The sequence below is a fragment of the Lactobacillus sp. ESL0679 genome, from assembly GCF_029433515.1.
Classification (GTDB): Bacteria; Bacillota; Bacilli; order Lactobacillales; family Lactobacillaceae; genus Lactobacillus.
In genome coordinates this window covers 287,196-311,584 of the sequence record NZ_JAQTIG010000001.1, presented here as the reverse complement: position 1 = coordinate 311,584, position 24,389 = coordinate 287,196, and the positions used below count along the sequence as shown (strand labels likewise).

Sequence of the window (24,389 nt, the reverse complement as noted above, 5' to 3'; positions counted from 1 at the left end):
AATGATTAATATAGAAAAAGTTCATGGGTCGCAAAACAGCTTCTTTTTGCTGGACCAAACAAAACTCACGCAGCCACTAACAACACCTGAATTAGAGCACTTGGCTGTTAAGCTAACCGACGCCAAAGCGGGATTGCTTGGCGGCAGTGACGGCTTATTAGTTGTCGAACCGGCGACTAACCAGACGGCTGTCGCGCAAATGCGAATTTTTAACAAGGACGGGTCACAAGCTTTGATGTGTGGCAACGGTCTGCGCACAGTTGCCAGATATTTAGCTAATAAACTGCACAAGCACAAGTTTTTGGTGCAGACGGCTGCGGCGAATTTGCATGTGCAGCAATATCCAGACTTGGCTCCTAACGTGCCGACTTTTAGTGTTGAGATTGCGCCGGTGTCGTTTGTGGCAAGTGATGTTGGTTGGCATAATTTGTCCTTAACCAAAATTATTAACCAACCGATTCCAGAGCTAGCTGCTAAGCTGAAATTTACGGCACTGGCAGTTCCTAATCCGCATTTAATCAGTTTTGTCGATGATATTCATGCGGCTCATGACACGCTGCGGCAATTGGGCCAGCAATTAAATCAACCTAATCCGTATTTTCCAGATGGGGTGAATGTCAGTTTTGCGCAAATTTTGGCGTCTAATCGATTGTTTGTGGAGACTTATGAGCGCGGCGTTGGTTTTACCAATGCCTGTGGGACAGGAATGTCGGCGACCAGTTTAGCCGGTCACTTAACTTATCCAGAGCAGGTTGCCGCGGATGAGTTGCTGACGGTTTATAATCCTGGGGGATTGGTGCAGACAAAAATTCACTCTGAGGCTAATCGTTACTGGATCGAGCTAATTGGTAATGCAACCGTAACCCACCAGATTTCTCTACCTGAAGAATGCTTGCATGAAGCAGAATTTGCGCAAGATCAGATTAAAGTTGCCGCAACTGGCGAGCAGGAAGCTTATTTAAAGTTTGTGTCTGTTTTCAAAAAATAATAAGAAGCAGTGCTTTATGCTTTAATAGCTCGGGCATCAATAAAAGGTCCACTGGAATTTAAAGATTCCAGTGGACTTTTTGCAGTTAGTGAATTATTTATAAAAGAAAACATGCTAGGCTCGAAACCTAGCATGCTTCTGTAAGTGATTTAATGAATAGAGCATATTATCTTGCTCAATCCTGCTAGGTGTTTAATCTAGCAGGTGGTAAACCTAGTAATACCAAGATGTTGACTACAACAACTTACATATTTAGTCATTTTATAAGATTGATAAATTATTAGATTTTAAAATAGTATAATTAGTATTTCTACTTCTCTTGATATAACTAATTAAAGCATAATTCATTGTGAAATTCAATACTAATTGTAAAAATATTAATTATTATGAAGTGGCATAATGATTAATGATAGTTTCCTGCGTATTTATTTTCAGATTGCTGGCAAAATTTGTGGCAACCAGCTTCTTGTTTGAGCCAAAAGTGCGACTTTATTATATACTAGAGCGAGTTGTTTTAGTTCGAAAGGGATGGACGATGAGTTTACTAACGGTTAAAAATCTGGGCCAAAGTTTTGTTGATAAAACTTTGTACGAGAATGCGAATTTTGTCCTTAATAAAGAGGATCACATGGGGGTCACGGGACAAAATGGGGTTGGTAAATCAACCTTAATTAAGATTTTAACGGGAGAAATGTTGCCGGACGAAGGGCAAGTTAAGTGGCAGAATAAGGTTGATGTTGGCTACCTTGATCAGTATGCCAAATTAACACCGGGTGAAACAATCCGCGGCTTTTTGCGAACGGCATTTGCACCACTATATCAAAAAGAACGAGAATTAAATGAGCTTTATGCCAAATATGCCGAGAATGGTGCTGCCGAGTTACTTGAAAAGGCTGGTAAAATCCAGACTTATTTAGAAGAAAATAATTTCTATGGTATTGATACGGAAATCGAGCGCGTTGCGTCGGGGCTTGGCTTGGCAGAATTAGGCTACGATCACGATGTGGCTCAGCTTTCTGGTGGGCAACGTTCGAAGATTATTTTAGCTAAATTATTATTGCAAAACCCTGATGTCTTGCTGCTGGATGAGCCGACTAACTATCTTGATGTGTCGCATATTGACTGGCTAGTTGATTATCTGAATGACTTCGCAGGTGCGTTTATTGTCGTCAGCCACGATTACGACTTTTTGGGTCGAATTACCAACTGCATTATTGACGTTGATGTCGGCACAATCACGCGCTATACGGGAACTTTGAAGCAAGCAATGCGCCAAAAAGAAGCTAACCGTGAGACTTATCTCAAGGCTTACGCTAATCAGCAGCGCAAAATTGCCAAAACCGAAGCCTATATTCGCAAGAATAAGGCGGGAACACGTTCCAAGAGTGCCAAGTCACGTGAACGTCAGTTAGCTCACATGGATGTTTTGACACCACCAAAGTCTAATCGGCGTGCGCGGTTTGAATTTCCTTATGTCGCAACGGCTTCTAACTTATTGCTGCAGACGCAAGACTTGGTAATCGGTTATGATCATGCTCTTGTTAAAGAAGCATTTAACTTTTCGGTTGGTGGCAATGAAAAAGTAGCCATCACCGGTTTTAACGGAATTGGGAAAACTACCTTGCTTAAAACTCTGTTAGGGCAATTAAAGCCAATTTTTGGTGATTTCGAGTTGTCAACAACAGCGAAATTAGCCTATTTTAAGCAGGACTTGACCTGGCCGAATAATAATATGACGCCGCTGCAATATTTGCAGGAAGAATTTGAGCGGCAAAAGCCAAAGGAATTACGCGGAGCTTTGGCTCGTATGGGTGTAACGGTGCAGCAGGCAATGAGTCCATTGAAAAAATTGTCTGGCGGTGAACAAGAAAAGGTTAAGCTGGCGAAGATGCAGTTTGAACCAGCTAACTTGCTGTTCCTAGATGAGCCGACCAACCACTTGGATCGTGATACCAAGGATGCATTGCGTAAGGCAATCGTTAATTTCCCTGGTGGCGTAATTATTGTTAGTCACGAGCGCGACTTTTTCCAAGGTGACTGGGTCGACAAGACAATTGACATTGAAACGATGAATCAGTAAGTAAAAGGATCAGTTAAGCTGATCTTTTTTAATTGGTTAAAATTGACCTTTGGTCAGTTTTGCGTAATAATATCTTTAAGTTAGAGGTGAAAAAATGCCAAATGTTCATACAGTCCAGCAAAAACGCGCCAAACGCCAACTAATTATGCAGGTGGCCATGCAGCTTTTTGCCGAGCAAAGTTATACCCAAATTACAATGAAACAAATTGCCGATGCAGCGGGAATGGCTAAGGGCACGGTTTTTAACTATTTTGCAACCAAGGAAGACTTATTTATGAGTGTCTTGCTGGAAGACTATTGTGCCTTTTTTACTAAAATCATTGAGCAGGTTAATCAAAAAGGTGAAGTAACCCAGGCGGATTTTACTAACTTAATGATTAGTTCAACGCGAGAGTTAATTAATGGGCATGCGGAATTGGTTCGCTTAAATGCCATTCGCGGCCCGGTGCTAGAAGGTAAAGCCAATATGACGGAAACGATTAAACGCCGCAACCAGTTATATGCGGTTAGTCAGGAGTTGGGCACGCTGCTGGCATCCAAAAGCAAGCAGTTATTAACGCAAGGGCAATTCAGTCATTTGTTTATTATTCAAAGCGCAATTATCAGCGGCCTGATGAATATGTCCTCGCTTGCTAGCTTCAACCACCAACAAGTTGCTTTGACTTATCCCGATTTTACGATTGATTTAGTCGCGGAAGCTGAAGCTCAAATGAGATATTATTTAACAGGATTTTTTGAGGAACAAAAACACAATGAAACAAGCACAAATTCGTAATTTTGCGATTATTGCCCACATTGATCACGGCAAGTCGACCTTGGCCGACCAAATTATGGCGTTGACCAAAACAGTTAGTGAGCGTGAACGCAGCGACCAGATGTTAGATGACATGGAAGTTGAGCAGGAGCACGGCGTAACTGTTAAGGCACGAACTGTGCGGAATTTTTATCAGGCGCAGGATGGTCAGGAATATGAATATAACCTGATTGACACCCCTGGCCACGTTGATTTCAATTATGAAGTTGCCAAAAGCCTGGCCGCAACTGAAGGGGCGCTGCTGTTAGTAGACGCAACTCAGGGGATTCAGGCGCAAACGATTGCCAACTATCGCATTGCTAAGAAAAACAATCTGGCCTTAATTCCGGTAATTAACAAGGCGGATATTGCTTCGGCTGACGTTGTCCGCACACAGCAGCAATTACTTGAGCTGGATAAATCCTTTACGTCGGCGCAAACACTGCTAATTTCTGCTAAAACTGGTCAGGGGGTTCCCGAATTGCTTGAAGCCATTAGAACGCGAATTCCGGCGCCTAGTGGTAATAGCAGTGCACCGCTTAAAGCACTGGTATTTGATTCAATTTATGATGCTTATCAGGGAGTGATTATTAATGTGCGGCTGGTTGACGGTCAGTTAACGGCCACGTCTGATTTGCAATTGATGCAAGCTGATTTGTCGTTTCGGCCTAAGGGCATCGGAGTGTTAACTCCGAATATGCAGGCCCAAAAGGACTTGCAAGCAGGTGAAGTTGGCTACATTGTTACGGGCATTAAGGATCCGAAAAAAATTCGCGTTGGCGATACAATCACTACTAAAATGACGCCGACTAAAGAGGCCTTACCGGGGTATGAACCGGCTAAACAGTTGGTTTTTGCCGGAATTTATCCTAAGAATAATGATTTTCCAGCATTAAAGCAGGCACTGAATAAATTAAGCTTGAACGATACATCATTTTCATTTGTCGAAGAACGTTCAGAAGCCTTGGGGCAGGGCTTTCGTTGTGGCTTTTTAGGGACTTTTCATTTGGAAATTATTCGTGAACGGCTGAAAGATGAGTACGGGATTGATGTTCTGACAACAGCGCCGAACGTGACGTACTTCGTCTATCTCAAAAATGGCCAAACGATGAAAATCAATAACCCAGCGCAATATCCCGCTTTTGGCTTAATTGATCACGTAACAGAGCCATTTATTAAAGCCGAAATTATGACACCCAATGATACTTTGAATGCCATTTTAAAATTGGTGGAGCAACATAAGGGTACGCTACTTGACTTAGACAATGATGAGGCACAAATTTTGGTGACCGTTAAGATGCCACTGTCAGAAGTGGCTTACCATTTCTTCTCCGAGTTAAAGTCGGTATCGCATGGTTATGCCACACTTAACACAGAGTTTCTGGATTACGAGGATGCTGACTTGGTTAAAATCGAGGTGGATATTAACTATGCGCCGGTTGATTCATTATCATTTGTTGTACACCGCGGGGATGCACCACAAATGGCGCAAAAGTTGGTCAAAGAATTAAAGTATACTGTCCCGCGGCGGCTCTACCCGACGCCGGTGCAAGCAATCGTTGAAGGCAAAGCAATTGCTCGTGTTGATGTTCCACCATTGCGTAAAAACGCGGCGGTTGATGGCAAACAGCGTAGTGTTTCCAAAAAAGCAGCGCTACTAAGACGACAAAGTTTAAATAAACGTCGTGCAGCCCAAGGAGAAGTCAAATTACCACAGGAAGTATTTAACGTGATTTTGGAATTATAGTTAAAATTTAAAAATGGTATTGACATTAATTTTTAAATATTTTATAATTTTGTCATCAAAGGCCGGAGGTAGTTTTCAATGAATGAGATTAATCATAAACGAGAATTACAATTGAATAACTGCTATTATCTTAGCTATTTTAGATAGTGTTTGGATTCATCAGGATGAATTCAAACCGAGCACAGTTTGAGTTTATCTATGATGGCTAAGGTTATTTGACATTGATTAGCCACATACTTCTAAGTGGCTAATCGCGATAGTTTAATCAGATTAAAGATAATTTTTGAGCACCCACTTAGAGATAAGTGGGTGTTTTTATTTGGCAATATTTTTGGAAGTTGGAGGAAAAACCATGAATATTAAAAAATTAGCGACAGGAATTAGTTTGGTTGGCTTATTGCTTTTAGGTGGTTGCAGCAGTAAAAAAGCAGGAACAAGTACGACAGTAAAGCATGTTGGTGTTCTGCAAGTTGTCCAGCACCCATCACTTGATAAGGCCTACAAAGGTTTCAAGGAAGGATTAAAAGAAGAAGGCTACGTTGAAGGGAAAAATCTGAAGATTGATTACCAAAATGCTCAAAATAGTCAGGATAATCTCAAAAGTATGAGTGAAAAATTAGTTAATGAAAAATCTGACCTGATTTTGGGAATCGCTACACCCGCTGCGCAAAGTTTGGCTAATACATCTCAGGATATTCCGATGGTTGTAACTGCAGTGACTGATTTAAAGGCGGCCAAGTTGGTTAAGTCTGATGCCAAGCCGGGCAAGAACGTGACGGGAACCACCGATATGGTTTCAATTGATAAGCAAATAGAATTATTGCTGTCAATAGTACCGCATGCTAAGACAATTGGAATCATGTACAATTCTGGTGAATCGAACTCAAAAATTCAGGCTGATTTGGCAATTGCTGCTTTAAAGAAGGCTGGGGTAAAAGTTTTAGTTAAAACCGCGAATACAACCAATGATGTTCAACAAGTTACCGAAACTTTAGCAAGCAAGGTTCAAGGGATCTTCTTGCCAACCGACAATACTTTTGATTCTGCGGCTTCACTTGTAGGTAAGGTAGTCAAGGAAAAGAAGGTGCCGTTAGTAGCCGGCTCAATTGACCAAGTAAAAGTTGGTGGCTTGGCTTCAATTGGAATTGATTACGAAGCATTAGGTCGCCAAACTGGTAAAATGGCAGCCAAAATTTTGTCAGGTAAGGCTAAGCCAGCAGATATGCCGGTTCAACGGGCAAAGAATTTGAAATTAGTTGTTAACAAAAAGATGGCTAAGGCTTTAGGCATTAACCCGAACTCGATTAAAGCTCCTAAATAGAAAGGCAGTTTAACGTTGATGAGTACTTTCCAAGATTTATTTTTATCAGCTACTTCACAAGGGCTGTTATGGTCGCTAATGGCAATTGGTGTTTATCTTACTTTTCGTATCTTAGACTTAGCCGATATGACAGCAGAAGGCAGCTTCCCGCTGGGCGGCGCGATTACCGCAATTTGCTTAGTAAAAGGGGTCAATCCTTTTGTAGCGACAATTGCTGCATTTGGCGGTGGCTTAATTGCTGGACTTGTTACTGGAATCTTGAATACCAAGTTGCGCATACCAGCATTATTGGCGGGGATTATTACGATGACGGGGTTATATTCAATTACTTCGCGAGTAATGGGCAACGCTGCTAATGTCTCTCTTTTAGGTAAAGCAACTATTTTTACCAGTATGCAAGATTGGGGCTTGTCACATAATAATGCAGTGATTGTGATGGGCCTGATAATTAGCCTATTGGTGATTATCTTACTTGATGTCTTTTTTAAAACTGAAATTGGCTTGGCAATGAGAGCAACGGGAGATAACCCGCAGATGAGTGCCGCTAATGGTATTAAGACTGAACAAATGAAAATTTTAGGCTTTATGATTTCCAATGGTTGTATTGCACTTTCTGGTGCATTGTTAGCCCAAAACAATGGCTTTGCCGACCTTAATTCCGGCGTGGGAACTTTGGTTATTGGATTAGCTTCAATTATTATCGCCGAAGTTTTGGTTCGTAATCTGTCAATTGGTAAACGGCTATTAACACTAATTGTGGGAGCAATTATCTACCGGTTGATTTTAGCTTTAGTATTCCAAATGAACGTGGAACCGTCTGATTCTAAATTGGCTTCGGCGCTGGTATTGGTTGTTTGTTTGGCACTGCCTAATTTTCACTTAACTGGTAAGAAAAAAGGAGAAACTAATAATGACGCAAGTATTAAAAATTAAGAATTTACACCAAACCTTTGGTCGTGGCACGGTTAACGAAAATCAGGTGCTGCGCGGAATTAATCTTGAGCTTGCGGCGGGTGACTTTGTTACGGTAATTGGAAGTAATGGTGCTGGTAAGTCAACGTTATTAAATAGTTTGGCGGGAACATTGCCCGTTCAAGAGGGACAGATTTTTTTAAACAATCAAGATGTTACTAAGTTATCGGTGACCAAGCGTTCTAAAAATATTAGTCGTGTCTTTCAGGACCCTAAAATGGGAACAGCAGTTAGATTAACAGTTGAAGAAAACTTAGCTTTGGCGATGAAGCGCGGCCAGCATCGCGGCTTCTTACCTGGAGTTAAGCGTTCAGAACGCAAATTTTTTCAAAAAGAATTAGCACAATTAGGGTTAAACTTGGAGAATCGCTTGCAAACGGAGATTGGCCTGCTATCAGGTGGGCAAAGACAGGCAATTACGTTGTTAATGGCAACATTAAAGCGTCCTGACTTAATTTTGCTTGATGAGCACACAGCAGCACTTGATCCTCAGACTTCAATCACTGTCATGCACTTAACCGAAAAATTAATTACTGAGCAAAAATTAACGGCTTTTATGGTAACACACAATATGGAAGATGCGATTCGCTATGGCAATCGCTTGATTATGCTCCATGAAGGCCGCGTGGCATTAAATCTTGCTGGAGAAGAAAAACGGCAATTAACGGTTCCTAAGTTAATGACACTCTTTCAACAGAATGTTGGTTCTAGGTTGAGGGATGATGCAATGTTATTGGCGTAAGAAAGTTGCACTTGGTTGAGAAACATGTATAATAAATGTTACGAGCCGACAAAAAACGCGAGATGCGTAATTTTGTTACAAGGACACCCGTCTTAAATGATAGGCACGGGAAGTGCTGGCGTTTGGCCTACCTGATGTGAACAGAAGTAGCCAACCATTTTTGTGAAAAATGGCCTTGACTAAAAAGAGCAAGTTCTTAATTGAACCTGCTCTTTTTATTTATTATTTGATGTATAAAGCCTGTTTTCCCTGCTGATTATAGCTTCGCTCTAAATTAGCCCACGGAATTTGTTCATTTTTATGTCCGAATGGATCATTGACATAAATAATTCGCGCTTTTTTATTAAAGCCGGTAATAACACACGCATGGGAAGAAGGGGTAACGTGAACGTTGCCTTGAGCTGTCCGCCAAGTCTGCATGTCACTAACATGATTAAAGTTAGTTGTTGTGATAATCATAACGGGATGGCCAGTCGAGACTAACTTCATTGTTTGAATAAAGTCATGTCCAGTGTAGTTCTGAATACGATTAGTATATTTTCGCGCGACCTGTTCAAGTGGCTCATTATAAACACACCAGCCGGCATTGGCCTGACTCATGTAACCGACAAACCCCTTGTGAGGATTACCGCGATATTGACCATTATCAGTAAATGAAGCAACGTGGGCAATGTTTTGCGATAGATCCAGCTTGGTAACTTTTACACCATAATAGTTTAAAAGCATGCTTAAAGAGGTGACCTCACAGCCATTAGGTAGGTCAGGATATTGATTTTCAAGTGGAACATCGAGTTTTTGCTCAGACTTTAAGGTTAACCAGTCATATTGGTTACGTAAACTCTTGGAATTGAAGGCAAAAATAATAACTCCAAGAAGTAGGAGTATCATTAGTAAAGTTAAAGATTTTTTAAATGATTTTGTATACTTCATAGTTGCTATTTAATCATAAAAAGCTATATATAACCAAAAAAGCGCTCAACTTAATGAGTGCTTTTTTGGGTTATTAATTGAAAAATGAATTAGTGATGACTTGCACCTGAAAATGCATCCATGGTGTGGTCTTCACCCTTAACATCCATACCTTCAACGTCCATACCTGGGCAGTAAACTTCGTCCATTGGAATGCCTTTTTCTTCAGCGAAAGCCTTAGTCAAAGTTTCCATGTCCATCAAGTGGTACTTCTTGTCTGGGTCCTTAGGATCAACGATTTGAATTTGAGCCATCATACCAGCATCTTCGTGTTCGATAATGTGGCAGTGGTACATGAAGACACCAGTGTTTTGGAAGTAAACCTTAATCCGAACAGTTTCTTGAGGAGCAACTTCAACAGTGTCCTTGTAAACGCCTTGTTCGTTTGGATATGGGTCATGACCGTCACGTGATACAACTAAGAAGTGAGCACCGTGAACGTGGAATGGGTGAAGCATACCGTTCTTCTTGTCGTTAGTGTTGGTTACATCCCAGTATTCAGCACTCATCAAGGTTTGCTTCATGTCAATTCTGTTCATAGCGAATTGCTTACCGTTGATTTCGTTGTGGTTGTCCATTGTGACCTTGCGGATTTCCTTGTTTGGATTTACAACTGGGTCATATGGTGTGAACAATGTGTCAGGAATTACACTGTCGTCTTTTTCATACTTGTGAATTCTGAATTCAACTAATTTGAAGTCATCAGTGTAAAGGTTAACTACGTCGCCTTCCTTGTAGTCCTTGAAATCAACAACTACTTGTTGACGTTCACCTGGCCCGATTAAAATCTTGGTCATCTTAACTGGATGCTCCAAGAATGAATCGTCACCAGCGATTTGAGTCATAACCAAATCATCAGTGAAGTGTAATCTCCATTCACGACGGTTAGAACCACCTAAGAAGATCAAACGTACTTTTTGAGTAGTAACATCAACGTAAGGCTTAATAGTAGCGTTGATAACTGGAGTATCACCAAAGATACCCATTGCGTTGTAGTCTGCCTTGTAGTCGAATTGGTTGTCTTCGTGGAAGATCCGGTCTTGTAAGATGATTGGGAATTCATCTTTACCGTAACTCTTAGGAATTGGCAACTTAGCTTCGTTAGCGTCAGTAACAACAACACCCATAGCTAAGCCCATCCATACTTGAGCAGCAGTTGATGGACATGGGTGAGCATGTAACCAAGTAAGAGCAGCTGGTTGGTTAACAACGAAGTCAATGTGCTTTTCTTCGCCAGGGTATACAGGTGAGTGACAAGCACCATCGTTACCTGGTCCTGAAACTTCCATACCATGCCAGTGGTAAGTAGTCAATTCTGGCAAGCTGTTCTTCAAAGTTACGTGGACATGTTGTCCCTTGGTTAAGACCATTGTCTTACCAAGAACTGGGAAGTTGTAGCCCCAAGTATGGGTCTTCTTGCCTGGTAAAAATTGAAAGTCGCCTTCTTGGGATTCAATGGTGTACCAAACATCGTTGTTTTCAACCTTATCTGGTTCCAATACTGGCGGAACAATTAACGGAGAAGCTTCGACACCTTCAGGAATATGGAGTTCTTTGTAACCCATTTCGTGATTCTTGTCAAAGTCTTCTGAATTATAGAAATAATCTGTGTAAACTTTATCTGACATATTTGTCTACCTTTCAGTTAAAAAAATTTTAGTAAAAAAATTTCATTACGCCTTAAATTTACTCTTGGTGAAAACGCTTGTAAAGTGGTTAAAATCATGATTTTATGCAAATATTATAAAATAAACTCGTTTTCAGAAAAAATCGTAGTAAATGTTATTTAATTAGAAACTAAAATGCGTTAAAAGTAGTGATATTTTTGCCCGAAAATGCTTGTCTTACTTGCTTACAAAGTTACTTACTAAAGATTAACGTTTTTTAAAAATAAAAATAAATAAATTGTTTTTACAGCCGATTTTGAGTATCGTATAGAAGAATGATAAATAAGGTTATAAATTGAAAAAAAGGAATTTTTAGTTTGAAGATTAATTTAAAAAATTTAACTGAAAAAATTGAGCAAGAAGATTATTTACAGGATTTGGCGACTATCAAGTATGCCGATTTAAGTAAGTCAAAGGCCAAAATTAAAGAGGCTGCTGCCAAAATGGTGCAGGAGACGGCAATGGCCATTAAAAAAGGTTCGTTAAGTCACATTGCGCTGGAAGTAACGGGCCAGCGGCCAGTAACTTTTGCCTTGGAATCCAACATTATTAACTTGCCTTACAGTAACTATAAAAAGATTGCTAACTTTTTTGAAGAAGGCAAAGATTATCCCGTTAATATTTACTTTGAGACCGCGTCTGACTATTTAAATGCGTCGAAGTTTCGCATTGACCAGCTAGCAACTGAGGCGGAATTACAAGATGAAGATGCAGTTATTGCAAAATTAACGGCGGCAATCGCTGAAAAGATTAAGCAGGTGCGGGAGTATGAGAAGCCAGCACCAGTAACCAAAAAGGCACCGAAAAAGACTGCCGCAAAGAAGACAACGACTAAAAAAGCTGCAAAGAAAACTACTAAGGCAAAGAAGACGACTGCCAAATCAAGCAGTGCTAAAAGTAAAAAAGAGTAATGACTAGTGAAAGTTGAATATGAGCGTTCGGGGTGCAAGCAATTTTTCAAAAAGCACAAGAACGAAGTTAAGATAATTAAAGATTGCATTGCTTCGGCATTGACGGTTCAGGTTGAAACGGGGATGTCGAAGGTTAAACGGGCAGCCAGTGAACGAGTTAACGGCGCCTGCGTTTACGAATGCCGGGTAAATTTGAAGAAGACGGGCTCGGCACGTGTTGCGTTTATTGTTGATGATGAGAGCCAAATTACCGTGATGTATATTTCGTCTACTTTGCAAAAAGATGCCTTCACGCACTTACTTGAACGCAATTTGAAGGAAAATCATTATTCAGCTTAAGAAAAAAGATTGGCAATTTTGCCAGTCTTTTTTTGGTGTTAGCGTAAAGTATTTGTGGGGAAAATAAAAAATAGAAGAAAACCTTCTGTTAAAATGTAGTTTGAACAAAATTTACATTCAGAAAGGTTTTCTTCTATATGACTAGTTTACTACAAGACTTACAACTTTTGTTAGATAATTTGACTGCCAATACTAATAAACTGCTGGACAGTCAGCTTACTTTTGATGATGTCTTAGAAATATTCATGCAGGAATTACGCCATTGGGGTTTAAAGCTAATTGGTTTTTATCTTGAGCAGCTTGATGCTAGTTATAAGCAGTTGCCTAGTCGTAAAAAGCAGTATGAAGTTAAAGCCATGCGTACATGTATTAAGCAGACTTTGTATGGGCAATTAACTTTTAAGCGTACTTATTACCAAGATAAACAAGACCAACATTATTTCTTTTGGCTTGATCAAGCCTTAGCTTTCACCAAGTATAGCCGGATGACCTTAGGCTTTAAGGCGGCTGTTTTAGAAAACGTAGCTAAATATCATTATCAGGCAGCCATTGATTTACTTAAATATAGTGAAATTCATTCTAAAACAACAGTCATGAATATTGTTCATCGTGAGGGTCAACTGCTGCCTAATCATTCTGATCAAGTGCAAACACGAAATAAGCAAATTGTTTATTTAGAGGCTGATGAAGATCATGTCGCCTTTCAAGACGGCAGTAATCATTTTATGAAGTTGGTGTACTTACACGAAGGTTATGATGACAGTCAAAAACGCCATCACTTAATTAAGCCTAAATATTTTACTGGTACTTATGCTGGTATGGCCGATGAACAGCTGTGGGACGAGGTGCTATGTTATTTAGAAGCCAATTATCCCCAGGCTAAGCAGTTTTATCTTGCTGGTGATGGCGCGCCTTGGATTAAGGCGGGCGCTAAATATCTACCTAACTGTAAGTTTGTCTTGGATCGTTTTCATTTATTAAAGTATTGCCGTCAAGCCGCTGTTAATACTAAGGCAGCAGCCGCTTATCGCTTATATCATTGGGCTTTAAGCGGTCAGCGGGATAAAGTAGAATTATACTTTGAAACTCGCTTTAGTGATCCCGACGTAACATCAACGCAAATTGCCGCTCTTAACCAAGCTAAAACTTATCTATTAGGTAATTGGCAGGCAATTTTAAATACGCAAGAAGCAGCTTATCAGCGTTGCACCGCTGAGGGTCACATCAGTCATTGTTTGTCAGAGCGGCTGAGTTCAAGACCAATGGGCTGGAGTAAGGTAGGAGCTGAAAGTGTAGCCAGAAGTATTATCTTCCAATTAAATGGCGGCGATATTAGCCAATATTTGCTTAACGAGCAACGAAAAGCTGCTAAAGAGCAAAGAATTAGGCAAGTAGACCATCGTTTTAAGGCAAAGAACAGACCGTATTATGAGCATTTTCAAGCAGACTTTGGCGAAACGGCCAAGACACATTATTGGAATCAAGGGATCATTAATGGTGGGCAGATATTTGATTTACCCGAGCAAATAATTTAAAAGCGAAAACTACAAATAGCAGCAGGTAAAGGCTTAAAGTTTATTACCCACAAAAAGTTGACACTAACTTTTTTGGTAGATAGCTATTCAAAACGAACTTTTTACAATATAATGGAAGCAATCACAGGAGGACTTTTATGTTTAGCTGGAATCTACTTGGCATCTTGTTATGGGTAGTTATTATCCTTTATTTTGTATTTGTGGTTCAGAATATTCGCAAGCGGCGGATTACGATGATTATTAAGAAGCATTGCCGCTTCAGCTGGCCCAATTTTTTGCTGGATATTTTAGAAGTTGTTGTTTTGTTAGTTGGACTTGGCGCCATGTTTACCAAGACCATACTCGATAATCCTGACTTGGAAGACACGAGCGAGATTTCTTCACATATTATTTATCAGCCGCTGGTAATGGATACGGGGACAGGCAACTCAAGCTACGTGACGATTAATTCTAAGAAGAAAAAAATGGGTGCGCAAACTTACACATTTTATCGTTCAGGTAAGCGGGTCAAGGTATCCAGTGACTTTGCGACGGTGGCTTACGGGAAGAATCCGCTGGATTTGAATGCTGAGCGGGTGCCTTATAAAGTTGAGCAATTAAAGCAAATGGATAAAAAGTACCAGAAGGCTTACGTTGCGATTTATACTGCGACTTATAAGAAAATTTGGCAAAACGGCATTGGGATGCATGCGGGTCACAACGCGATGACCTACTATTTGATTAGAATTCCAGATGCATCGTTTATTAAGCAAAAATAAAAATGGCGACTTCAAAATTGGAGTCACCATTTTTTAGTATGATTAATTATGCTTGACCTGCCTGAGCAAGTTACCGTCAATGAAGGCAAGCAGGAAACTGGCAGTCAAGAAGTCTAGAACGTTGCCGGATGAAAAGGCGGCAAGTAAAACAAAGAGGCTAGCCAGAATAAGAGAACTGACAAGATAGGTTCGTGCTGCGCGGTATCTTAGCCATTGATAGATGCCGTATGCCAGAACAGCGAGGTAAGGACCAACAAATAGCAGCATTCCCAGCCATCCGAGAGCATATATTTGTGCCGAAAAGTCACGTTCTAAGTTAAAGATGTTGTTTTCTCGGGTATATGAAATCCCGAAAAATTTGTCTAACCGATTATTATTTGTTTTGACAACCTGATTGAGCATTGCTTGTTCAATATGGCGGTTTTGCATCCTAGTTTGACCAGGCTCGTTCATGATTTTGAGCCAAAATTCGGGATCATATTGGTAAGGGTAACTCTTGAAGACAAACTTAGGATTAAGAGCATAGGCTTGATAATTGTTCTTAATAAAGTTACGTAAAAAGTTATTCCGCTTTTTTCCTTGGGGATATTTTGCCAGTCCTGCTTTAAGTTCACGTGTTTCAGCCGTTAAGTCATGGTCGGATTGTTTGGCGAGGTAAATTTCGTAATTGTAGCGTTGAATAGCGGGGCCAAACGGTAAAATCACTAATGACCCAAACTCAATTAAGATGGCAACTAGGATTGCCCAGCCACCTTTTTTAACATCCTTAATAATATATTTATGGAAGGTAAACAGCAGACAACTAATGATAATCCCGCCAATTAAACCAATTGCGGCCACTTTAGTCCCAATTTCAATCATGGCAAGTGCCTGCACGACATTGAGGGTAATTGTCCGCCAATTAAATTCTGTAAATAAGTAGTACATCATTAGTGGCAATAGCATGAATAAAACGGCAGAAATCATATTAGTAAAATTGAAAAAGCCCTTGGAAGCCATGTGCGAGTAGCCAATATTAGGATTGAAGAACCACATAAAAATGTTGGCACTAATTGTCCCTGTTTCATAAGATTTAAGAGAAACAACAAACAAGTTGGACAATACAATCGTTCCTGAAAAAAGTCCGGAAACACCCTCAATTACCAGCCGTAATTGCTTTTGCCCAAAATCAAGTTCGTCGGTTAAGAATAAGACAATCAGTGGCAGCGCCATTCGAATTAAGTAAAAGACTTCACTGACTGTTGAGTAACCGTATCCTGTGGGGTTAATGCTGGTAAAACTGCGCACGTGGACAAGGTGCATTGCTGAATAAATGACTAGTAGTGCCAAGTAGGCGATTAGCCACTTACGCTGGCCAAGTTTGCGCCACGATTCTTGCTGACTTAAAAAGAGTCCGAGTAAAACACCAACAGCTAAAATCCGAATGATTGTTGGCAAGGTGAAGGGCAAAATATTGGCAAGCTTGCCGTGATAAAACCAATATAAGTCCAAAAATGGTTGACTGAGAATGAACCAAAACAAAATGGTTCTTGCTTTTTCTTTCACTGTGATTCTCCATTGTTTAAATAAATTATTTTGTTAGCTTAATTTTAGGCAAAAAAGGTGTAAAAAAAAAGGTGTCTGGAAAAAAACTCTGATTTTGAAAAAATCAGGTTATAAGTAGCCGTTAAAATCGAATGCTATTGCTAATATCTTTAAGTTTTTGTAACTTTTCAGAGCATAATATGAACAAAATATTGTATAAAAAAAGAAATGTTAGTTTTTTATTTTAACATTCCCTTTTGTGCTGAGTTTTTTCCCAGACACTTTTTATTAAAAGAGAGCTGAAAAAACCTGAAATTAAATTTTAACTTTGTTTGGATAGAAAAGTAATGAATAAGAGTCTTTTAATTAGAATACAGAAAAAGGAATAATTATATTTGATTTATCGGTTATTTTTGAGTATTTGATAATAAAGAAGATTGCAAATCAAAATGATCTGCAGCCTTCTTTTATTTAGATTTAAAATGCAATTCATTAGGGTAGCGTAACTCAATTTTTTTACCCGTTTCTGTTCCAGATAAGTAATTACTAAAAATTTTAATAAGATAATTTATCGTATCATCATTATCGATTCGATTCAAAATTAACTTATTTAATTTATCATTGACTTCATTTATCTGAGGAATAAGCAGATTACCTTTTTTAGTTAGGGTTAAAACATTCTTTCTTTTATCAACTTTATCGGTTCCCTTACTAACAAGCCCTTTGTTAACTAAAGACTGAATTAATCTACTTGGAGAACCTTTTTCACATATTAATAGTTTGCCAATTTCTTTAAGTGATATAGGCTCAACTTGTTTAAGAATCATCAATGCTTCTGCTTGGTTAGCAGTTACATTATAGTCTGAAAGCATTTCGTTGAATATTCTTATTGACTCGCGTTCACTTCCCTTGATCAAGAAGCGTAAAAGTTCATATTTTTTTTCTGTCAACATAAAATCACTAACCTCCTTGTATTTAGTATTATTAATTTTAACGTATTCGTTTGTAAAAATCACTAAATTTAATTGACATGACATTTATTTAAAATTATAATGCTTAACATATCATGCATTATATGTCATGTATGATATGTGAAGTATTATATAAATAATGTAAAAGGGTGAAATTTAATGGATATTGATGATATTCTTGGAAATTATGAGGAACGTTATTTCGGTGCTGGTCATAGACGAACAAAATATGCTATTGGTAAAGTGGTAAAACTAGACAGTAATAGATATGCTGCAGATGCTAAAGTTGGCTTGAATAAAGAAAACTGGTCTAAGAAAAAGGGTATTGAGCAAACAGTTCATCTTAGTACCATTGATTCTATTATTTTAAGTTGCTTAATGTTTGAAAAAATAAATAATCACAAAAATTTGAATAATTTTTATTTGTATAAATTTAAATTTAGAGCTGGAAAGAAACCTATCGAATATACAAAAAGTATAAAAATACAAATTTTTAATATTTTATTTAATGATAAAAATATTTCTTTTAAAACTGAGATAGAAGGGATGAAAATATCAATCGAACTTAAAAAGAGTAATATGCAAAATAAGATTAATAATATACAAGACAATAAAAGAAGATTCATTGACCATCATTTAACAGATACTCACTTGAACGTTAAGGATATTAATTATATAGATAAAACAGTACTTACGGCTAATATTAGTCGTAAACGTGACAGAAATATAGAGTATTGTGGATTAGGTAGTAATTTAAAGCAAAAATTATCTATATTGGAATGGTTAGTTGTATTTTCACAACTTGGAGAGGCTTTAGCTTATAACTATGACAATGTATTACGAGAAGATTCCAATAATATGTGGATGAAGCGTATAGTTGCTACATGTGATGAAAATATAGATTGTGATTCTTCTATTGTTGAAATGAAGGGTAAAAAGTGGCGAATTCTTAAAGAAAAATGTTCAGATAATAATAATAAAGTTGAGTTTGAAGCACAAATTACTCATGAATTACCATACTAAGGGGATAACATGAAAATAGAAGATAAAGGTAGACGAATAGTTATTTCAGGCACCTATTCCACAGGCAAAACAACAACAACAACTGCATTATCCATTGCAACAGGAATACCAATGGTTAATTCGCTTTCAGCTCGTGAAATTTTAACAGATTTATATCCAGGAAGACGGTTTCAGGATATGACAGCTGATGAATTGATGGCCTTAGGGTTGAAGCGTTTTGAGGAACGTATTAAAGCTGAAGAACGGCTCTTGTCCAAAAATAGTAGCTTCATTTCTGATGGCTCTGTTCTTAATGAATGGATCTATGGAACAGTGAGAATGAAGGTTGGAATTAATCCTGGCTCCACATTACCGCATCGAATTGCAAAAAATATTCTTGGAATTACATCAAAACCGTTTATGAAAAAGTATTTACAAAGTTATGGTGTAGTTGTAAATGAGCATGCTAAAAAATGGTATACAGATGTTATTCATTTACCAATTGAATTTCCAATGTCACCAGATGGACATAGACCTGTTTCAGAAAAATATCGAAAGTTATCTGATCAAGAAATTTTGCGTTCTTTTAATAACATAAAATTAACTCCATATATTGTTAAAGGATCAATTGAAAAAAGACTGAAAACAATAATTGATCATTTTAGTCTTTCACAAGTGATACCAGTGGATGAAGCAATTGAATTAGCAAAAGAGAAAATAATAAATAATCGTGAAATGGTCTCTCAACATATAATAGACCAATATCACGAACCAACTTTGAAAGAGAAAATAAAAATAATGACAAAATATTAGAAAGGTGAGAATATTTATGCTTGAATTTAGCAATGTTAGTAAAGAATACCATGTTGGTAATCAAACCATAAAGGCTCTTGATGATGTTAACTTTAAAATTAATAAGCACCAATTTACGGTAATACTGGGACCGTCAGGATCAGGTAAAAGTACATTATTGAATATTTTAGGTGGTATGGACCGACCAACTAAAGGAAATATTAAATTTAAAACTCAATTTGTAAATGAATTTAGTGACCATGATTTAACTATTTATAGGCGTAAGGTTGTAGGCTTTGTCTTTCAATTTTATAATTTGATTCCGAAGTTAACAGCACTAGAAAATGTTGCCATTGCAGCGCAGCTGAATAACAATGAGGATGCTGCTAGCAGTTATTTAGAAACTGTAGGACTTAGAGCAAGAATTAATAATTTTCCTAATCAAATGTCAGGTGGGGAAATGCAAAGAGTTTCAATTGCCCGTGCTTTAGCTAAAAAGCCACAGCTTCTATTGTGTGATGAGCCAACTGGAGCACTTGATTCTGTAACTAGTATGAAAATAGTTAATATTTTACAAGAGATATCTAATAATTCTGATACAGCTGTGGTAATGGTTACTCACAATCCTCAATTTGAGCAGTACGGAAATCAAATTATTAAGCTTAAAGATGGTAAGGTTGTGTCGGTAAGACATCAGGATCCTGTATTAGTAGGTGAATCGGAATGAAGTATTTGAATAGAAAATTATTCCGTGATATTAAAGAGAACTGGACACAATTTTTTTCAGTTTTTTTAATGGCTATGCTGTCGGTTATTGTGTTTGTTGGTCTTCAGGGAGCGTGGCACGGGTTACAAAAGAGTTTAGATGAATTTACTAATCAAGCTTCATTACCTAATTATTGGGTCCAAAGCAGTACCATTACAAATCCAGATTTAGAAAAAGTAAAATCTCTGTCCAAAGTTTCAAATGTAGAACGAGGTACGAGATTCCAGGTAAAGCAATCTGGGCGTCAGTTAATTGTTGATGTTTATCAGCATCCGATGTCTCATTTTTATATTGTTAAGGGAAATAGATATGATAATCAAAGTATAAGGGGGATTTGGATAAATAAGGAATATGCGCAAAATCATAATCTTGCAATAAATGATGACCTGAGATTGACAATAAATAATCAAAGTAAAAATTTTAAGATTAAAGGAATAGTTCAAAGTCCTGAGCATATCTATTTTACGGGAACGCAAGAATTTATTGCACCTAATTATTCAAATTATGGATATGCATATATATCGCCTAAGGCATTAACCGAATATTTAAGTTACCATGCGCCATATAACATTATGGAAATTAAAGGTAATAAAAATAACATGCGTAGGAATATTGAAAGGATTTTTTCTGATCGACTAATTGGTTTTTATTCAAGAAAAACACTGCCTGATGTTTCGAATGCTTTAGATCGAGTGGGCCAGATTCGCAATTTATCATATTTATTTTCCTTTATCTTTATTTTACTAGCAACGTTAGCAATGTATACCACTATTCAAAGATTGATTAAAAACCAAACTGATATAATAGCAACCTTTAAAGCTTTAGGCTTATCAAATCTTAAAGTAAGACTGCATTATGCTAGTTTTGGCTTATTAGTGGGTGGTCTGGGAACGATAACAGGGTTTCTCTTTGCGCCAGCAATTTCGTGGTTTGTATTGGTAACTCAGCAACAGATGTTTTCAATTCCGCATTGGAAAATTTCTTTTACGTATAGTTCTGTTTTAGTAGTTATTGGTGTAATTGTAATTTGTATTTTAGCTGCATTTGAAGCAGCTAGAAATGCTACTAGTGGACTACCTGCCTTGTTTTTACGTGGAAAAGAAGAAAATTCTGCTCATAAAATTTTGCTTGAACATTGGCGATTACTGTGGTCGCATTTATCTTATGAAAGTAAGTGGGCATTAAGAGATATTTTTATTAATCGCGTGCGTACTTTAATGGGAATTGTTGGTGTAGCAGGTGGAATGATGCTGATGATTGCCGGATTAGGAATGCCACAATCAATGCATCATTTAGTAGATAAAGCTTACACTCATGATTTTACGTATGATAGACGTTTAATAGTAAAAGATTCTGCAAAATATAAAAAAGCTAATCCTCATGCACAACAATGGGTTCAATTAAGTCAAGCTCATTTTACACCTGATGATGGTTATGATCGTACTTTAGTGGTCTTGGGAACGGGCAGCGAGGTAGATACTACCACCACTACTGGTAATAAGATTAAAAATGGTGGCATTTATGTAACAAATGGTTTTGCTAAAAAAGCCCATCTTAAAGTTGGTGATAAGGTAAAAATAAGAACTTTTGCTTATAATAAATCGCATAAATTTAAGATTAAGGGAATAATCACAAGCGAAACCAACCAAGGTGCCTATATCACTAAAAAGACATGGACAAAATACGGTGGTACTTTTAACCCTTCGACTTTACTGGTAACAAAGCATTATAAATATAAAAAGTCAGACATTAATTCAATTATTTCAATTAAAGATCAACATAAAAATGCCACAGATTTTGTTGAAAATTTAATTAGCATTTTTATATTGATTATTGTTTTTGGAATTTTATTGATAATCATTGTTTTATATAATCTGGGGTCTCTTAGTTTTGTTGAACGTACACGTGACTACGCTACTTTACGTGTTTTAGGGACAACACAAAAAGAAATTCGAAAATTAACTATTTTTGAAAATATAATTACTACTTTTGTGGGTTGGATTATTGGTATACCAGCAGGAATTTGGTTTTTAGGTAAATATGTTAATACATTTTCAACAATTAATTTGGAATATGTACGTTACTTTGATTGGAAAACAATTCTTGTTTCAACGATTATTGTTTGGTTGGCATCCTTATCTACAACACTATTTATTAGTCATAGAATTAAGCGAATTAATATGGTAAGTTCACTAAAGAGTGTTGAATAATATATAAATCTTAGGTTTTAACACTTCGGTCTGTTTTTGATCATTTTTCCGCTAGTAACAGTCATGTAGTATTGATTACAGTTAGGTATTAAATTAGCATGTTTATTAAGCTTAAGAATAACTTTAGTAATTGTTTGTTTATCTAACTTTAGGCATTGGAAAACTGCCATTGTTGCGCTTATTTTTTAACAGATTTAAAGGAGTTTATAACATGACAGACGAAGAAATTTTTAACGAAGTAAAAGAAGTTCTAGCAAGCGAAACTGGGGAAGATAAAGCAGCAGTTACTTTACAAGCCAATATTAAAGATGATTTGGATGCTGATAGCTTGGATATTTTTGAAGTAATCAATGAATTGGAAGATGAGTTCGACATAAAAATCGAAGATGAAGAAGGCATTGAAACCGTTCAAGACTTGGTTGACTTTGTTAAAAAACAATTGGCTATGAAAGTAGGTTAATTCATGAAATTAACACTATTTATGAAAAGTTTTGACTTAAAGTATTCTATCTTTCAATAAGAGATAGCTTGCTGTTAAACTAGTTTAGGCTATTTCTAACATTTTGAATTAAGCGCTATTGGTGAGCTTAATGGTGTTCAAAGCATAAATCATGCCTTCTATGATTATACAATCTCTAATGCTAAATCGACAAAACCTCAAAGACTAAAAGATGATGATACTTTTAGATAAATTCAAGAATATTGTCACCGATGCTGGTTATGGCAGTGAATACAATTATTAGCTACTTGAAAATGAGTATGAAGACAAGAATTATTACATTGACTGACAAGGCGTGTGCTCCAACTTTAAAAGATACGGTAAATGTAAAAATAAGAGTACTGGCTTAGTATCTGATCTTAAAATCTATGAAGCAGATGAGTTTCAATTAACAGCTGAATTAACTGAACTAGCTAAAACTAAGAGCGGTCGGCAAAAACAGATGTCGAACCAGTCTTTGGACACATGAAGAGCGTATTTGCATTTGCTAAACGCAGAACTCATTTACGCGGTAAGAAAAAAGTTGAGACTGATGTTGGTTTGGTGTTCATGATGATGAACTTAAGTAAATATTGGAGCAGAAGATGGTCCAAAATAGGACTTTTAGGACTAAAAAGGCAAAAAAATAGATCAAGGTTTTCCAAAAGGGAATACTTGGTCTATATTTTTTGTCTAAGAAGCTAGTTTTTTCCCAGACACTTTTAAGCAAAAAATATTTTTATTTTGTTTTTTCGTCGTCTTCTTGGTCATCTAACTCGGCCTTAGCGATTTTTTCAATCTTGACATCACTGTCAGCTAAAGATTGAATTTCCTTAACCTTACGCTTTGGAGCAGCTTTTAAGTTCTTAAAGTTGACAACAAGCTTGTTGTTTAAGTCGCTAATAGCAGTTTTATCAGCTTTGTCGAAGTCAATAATTTTTAACATAGCAGAATTTTCGTAGATTTTTTCAATCTTGCCGATAAATGGCTTAGTAAGCTCTTCCTCTGATTTTGCGCTGACAATGTCACCTAATTTTACGTCTGCTTTTTTCAAAATGTGTCTTCCTCTCTTTCCCATGTTTCATTATAATAGAAAGATATTATTATAAAAGTCAATTGTTTTCAAGTAAAGGGAGTCTAGATTTTGCGAAAATTAATATTAATTGCTGGTCCCAGTGGTGCAGGTAAGACAACAATTTCGGAATATCTAACTACAAAATTCAATATTCCGCGAGTAGTGACGCACACGACAAGACCAATGCGGGCAGAGGAAAAGCAGCATCAGGCTTATCATTTTGAAGATGATACATCTTTTAGTAAATTACACTTTTTTGAGCATGTTAAATATGGCTCGTATCAATATGGCTCAAGTAGGGAAGCCCTAGATGCTGCATGGCAAAAGAGTGATGTTGTGTCGTTAATTGTTGATATTCAAGGAGCGGTATCATATCTTGAACAGTTAAAAGCGCAGGTTTATTTCTTGTATGTGACGACTAGCACGAAGCAGCAATTACGAACAAGACTGCTTGAGCGCGGAGATGATCCAGTTAAAATTCAAGAACGAATGAGTGGGGATGAATTAAACCAGCTGCCAAATGAGTTGACGAGCGATGCGCACATTTTAGTTAACAATGATTGGTCGCTGACTAAAAAGCTGCTAAAGACGATAATTACTGGTCTTTAACGTGTCTGACGTTTCCTTTTTGGCGGTTAAAAACAAGCTATAATTGAATTCTCATGATTTTGTAGCTTGTTTGACATAAACGTGTAACATTTAATGAGTAAGATATAACTCGTAGGTTGAAAGTAATGGAGAAACTTTCA

The 24,389-nt window shown here is 37.4% G+C and carries 22 protein-coding genes and 1 pseudogene; 18 read left to right on the top strand and 5 right to left on the bottom strand.

Annotated features, from left to right (window positions below; translation table 11 throughout):
• The first annotated feature begins 1 nt into the window (after position 1).
• From dapF to PT287_RS01590, 7 genes are all read left to right on the top strand, one after another.
• Positions 2-988 carry a diaminopimelate epimerase gene (dapF, locus tag PT287_RS01620; protein WP_277132057.1) on the top strand — a complete coding sequence of 329 codons (987 nt, stop codon included), beginning with the start codon at positions 2-4 and terminating at the stop codon, positions 986-988.
• A 535-nt stretch (positions 989-1,523) separates the two neighbouring features.
• Positions 1,524-3,068, top strand: coding sequence for an ABC-F family ATP-binding cassette domain-containing protein (locus tag PT287_RS01615; protein WP_277132056.1), 1,545 nt, complete (start codon positions 1,524-1,526; stop codon positions 3,066-3,068).
• A 94-nt stretch (positions 3,069-3,162) separates the two neighbouring features.
• A complete protein-coding gene (locus PT287_RS01610) occupies positions 3,163-3,843 on the top strand; it encodes a TetR/AcrR family transcriptional regulator (RefSeq protein ID WP_277132055.1) in 681 nt (226 codons plus the stop codon).
• Positions 3,821-5,608, top strand: coding sequence for a translation elongation factor 4 (lepA, locus tag PT287_RS01605; protein WP_277132054.1), 1,788 nt, complete (start codon positions 3,821-3,823; stop codon positions 5,606-5,608). The genes PT287_RS01610 and lepA overlap by 23 nt, the downstream gene beginning before the upstream one ends.
• A gap of 352 nt (positions 5,609-5,960) precedes the next feature.
• A complete protein-coding gene (locus PT287_RS01600) occupies positions 5,961-6,929 on the top strand; it encodes an ABC transporter substrate-binding protein (RefSeq protein WP_277132053.1) in 969 nt (322 codons plus the stop codon).
• An 18-nt stretch (positions 6,930-6,947) separates the two neighbouring features.
• Positions 6,948-7,862: an ABC transporter permease gene (locus PT287_RS01595; protein ID WP_277132052.1), complete on the top strand. Its 915-nt coding sequence runs from the start codon at positions 6,948-6,950 to the stop codon at positions 7,860-7,862.
• Positions 7,840-8,643 carry an ABC transporter ATP-binding protein gene (locus PT287_RS01590; RefSeq protein ID WP_277132051.1) on the top strand — a complete coding sequence of 268 codons (804 nt, stop codon included), beginning with the start codon at positions 7,840-7,842 and terminating at the stop codon, positions 8,641-8,643. The genes PT287_RS01595 and PT287_RS01590 overlap by 23 nt, the downstream gene beginning before the upstream one ends.
• A 222-nt stretch (positions 8,644-8,865) precedes the next feature.
• Here PT287_RS01590 and PT287_RS01585 read toward each other — a convergent pair whose 3' ends face one another.
• A complete protein-coding gene (locus PT287_RS01585; RefSeq protein WP_277132050.1) occupies positions 8,866-9,573 on the bottom strand; it encodes a C39 family peptidase in 708 nt (235 codons plus the stop codon).
• Positions 9,574-9,662: 89 nt separating this feature from the next.
• A complete protein-coding gene (locus tag PT287_RS01580; protein ID WP_277132049.1) occupies positions 9,663-11,240 on the bottom strand; it encodes a multicopper oxidase domain-containing protein in 1,578 nt (525 codons plus the stop codon).
• 356 nt (positions 11,241-11,596) lie between these two features.
• Here PT287_RS01580 and PT287_RS01575 point away from each other — a divergent pair, with 356 nt between their 5' ends.
• The 4 genes from PT287_RS01575 to PT287_RS01560 all read left to right on the top strand — a co-directional run bounded on the left by PT287_RS01575 (position 11,597) and on the right by PT287_RS01560 (position 14,822).
• Positions 11,597-12,190 carry a hypothetical protein gene (locus tag PT287_RS01575; protein ID WP_277132048.1) on the top strand — a complete coding sequence of 198 codons (594 nt, stop codon included), beginning with the start codon at positions 11,597-11,599 and terminating at the stop codon, positions 12,188-12,190.
• A gap of 6 nt (positions 12,191-12,196) precedes the next feature.
• Positions 12,197-12,529, top strand: coding sequence for a hypothetical protein (locus tag PT287_RS01570; protein WP_277132047.1), 333 nt, complete (start codon positions 12,197-12,199; stop codon positions 12,527-12,529).
• A gap of 137 nt (positions 12,530-12,666) precedes the next feature.
• Entirely contained in the window at positions 12,667-14,064 is a 1,398-nt protein-coding gene (locus tag PT287_RS01565; RefSeq protein WP_277132046.1) for an ISLre2 family transposase, read from the top strand.
• Between the two features lie 137 nt (positions 14,065-14,201).
• The gene (locus PT287_RS01560) at positions 14,202-14,822 is read left to right on the top strand and encodes an LVIS_2131 family protein (protein ID WP_277132045.1); all 621 of its coding nucleotides are present in this window, start codon (positions 14,202-14,204) and stop codon (positions 14,820-14,822) included.
• Positions 14,823-14,864: 42 nt separating this feature from the next.
• Here PT287_RS01560 and PT287_RS01555 read toward each other — a convergent pair whose 3' ends face one another.
• Both PT287_RS01555 and PT287_RS01550 read right to left on the bottom strand, forming a co-directional pair.
• Complete coding sequence (locus PT287_RS01555; protein ID WP_277132044.1) at positions 14,865-16,367, bottom strand: O-antigen ligase family protein; 1,503 nt, start codon at positions 16,365-16,367, stop codon at positions 14,865-14,867.
• A 446-nt stretch (positions 16,368-16,813) separates the two neighbouring features.
• Entirely contained in the window at positions 16,814-17,299 is a 486-nt protein-coding gene (locus PT287_RS01550; protein ID WP_277132043.1) for a winged helix DNA-binding protein, read from the bottom strand.
• Between the two features lie 177 nt (positions 17,300-17,476).
• Here PT287_RS01550 and PT287_RS01545 point away from each other — a divergent pair, with 177 nt between their 5' ends.
• The 6 genes and pseudogenes from PT287_RS01545 to PT287_RS01520 form a co-directional block, all read left to right on the top strand.
• Complete coding sequence (locus tag PT287_RS01545; protein WP_277132042.1) at positions 17,477-18,340, top strand: AvrD family protein; 864 nt, start codon at positions 17,477-17,479, stop codon at positions 18,338-18,340.
• Positions 18,341-18,349: 9 nt separating this feature from the next.
• Positions 18,350-19,132, top strand: a complete 783-nt coding sequence (locus tag PT287_RS01540) for an AAA family ATPase (protein ID WP_277132041.1) — start codon at positions 18,350-18,352, stop codon at positions 19,130-19,132.
• A 16-nt stretch (positions 19,133-19,148) separates the two neighbouring features.
• Positions 19,149-19,838, top strand: a complete 690-nt coding sequence (locus PT287_RS01535; protein WP_277132040.1) for an ABC transporter ATP-binding protein — start codon at positions 19,149-19,151, stop codon at positions 19,836-19,838.
• A complete protein-coding gene (locus PT287_RS01530; RefSeq protein WP_277132039.1) occupies positions 19,835-22,087 on the top strand; it encodes an ABC transporter permease in 2,253 nt (750 codons plus the stop codon). Before PT287_RS01535 ends, PT287_RS01530 begins: the two co-directional genes overlap by 4 nt.
• A gap of 211 nt (positions 22,088-22,298) precedes the next feature.
• Entirely contained in the window at positions 22,299-22,547 is a 249-nt protein-coding gene (locus PT287_RS01525) for an acyl carrier protein (protein WP_277132038.1), read from the top strand.
• Between the two features lie 223 nt (positions 22,548-22,770).
• Positions 22,771-23,270, top strand: a pseudogene (locus tag PT287_RS01520) (transposase); the annotation flags it as partial.
• A gap of 34 nt (positions 23,271-23,304) precedes the next feature.
• Here the strand turns inward: PT287_RS01520 and PT287_RS01515 are convergent.
• A complete protein-coding gene (locus PT287_RS01515; RefSeq protein ID WP_277132037.1) occupies positions 23,305-23,619 on the bottom strand; it encodes a DUF2187 domain-containing protein in 315 nt (104 codons plus the stop codon).
• A 90-nt stretch (positions 23,620-23,709) separates the two neighbouring features.
• Between PT287_RS01515 and PT287_RS01510 the strand changes: the two genes are divergently transcribed.
• Entirely contained in the window at positions 23,710-24,249 is a 540-nt protein-coding gene (locus tag PT287_RS01510; RefSeq protein ID WP_277132036.1) for an AAA family ATPase, read from the top strand.
• The last annotated feature ends 140 nt before the right edge of the window (positions 24,250-24,389 follow it).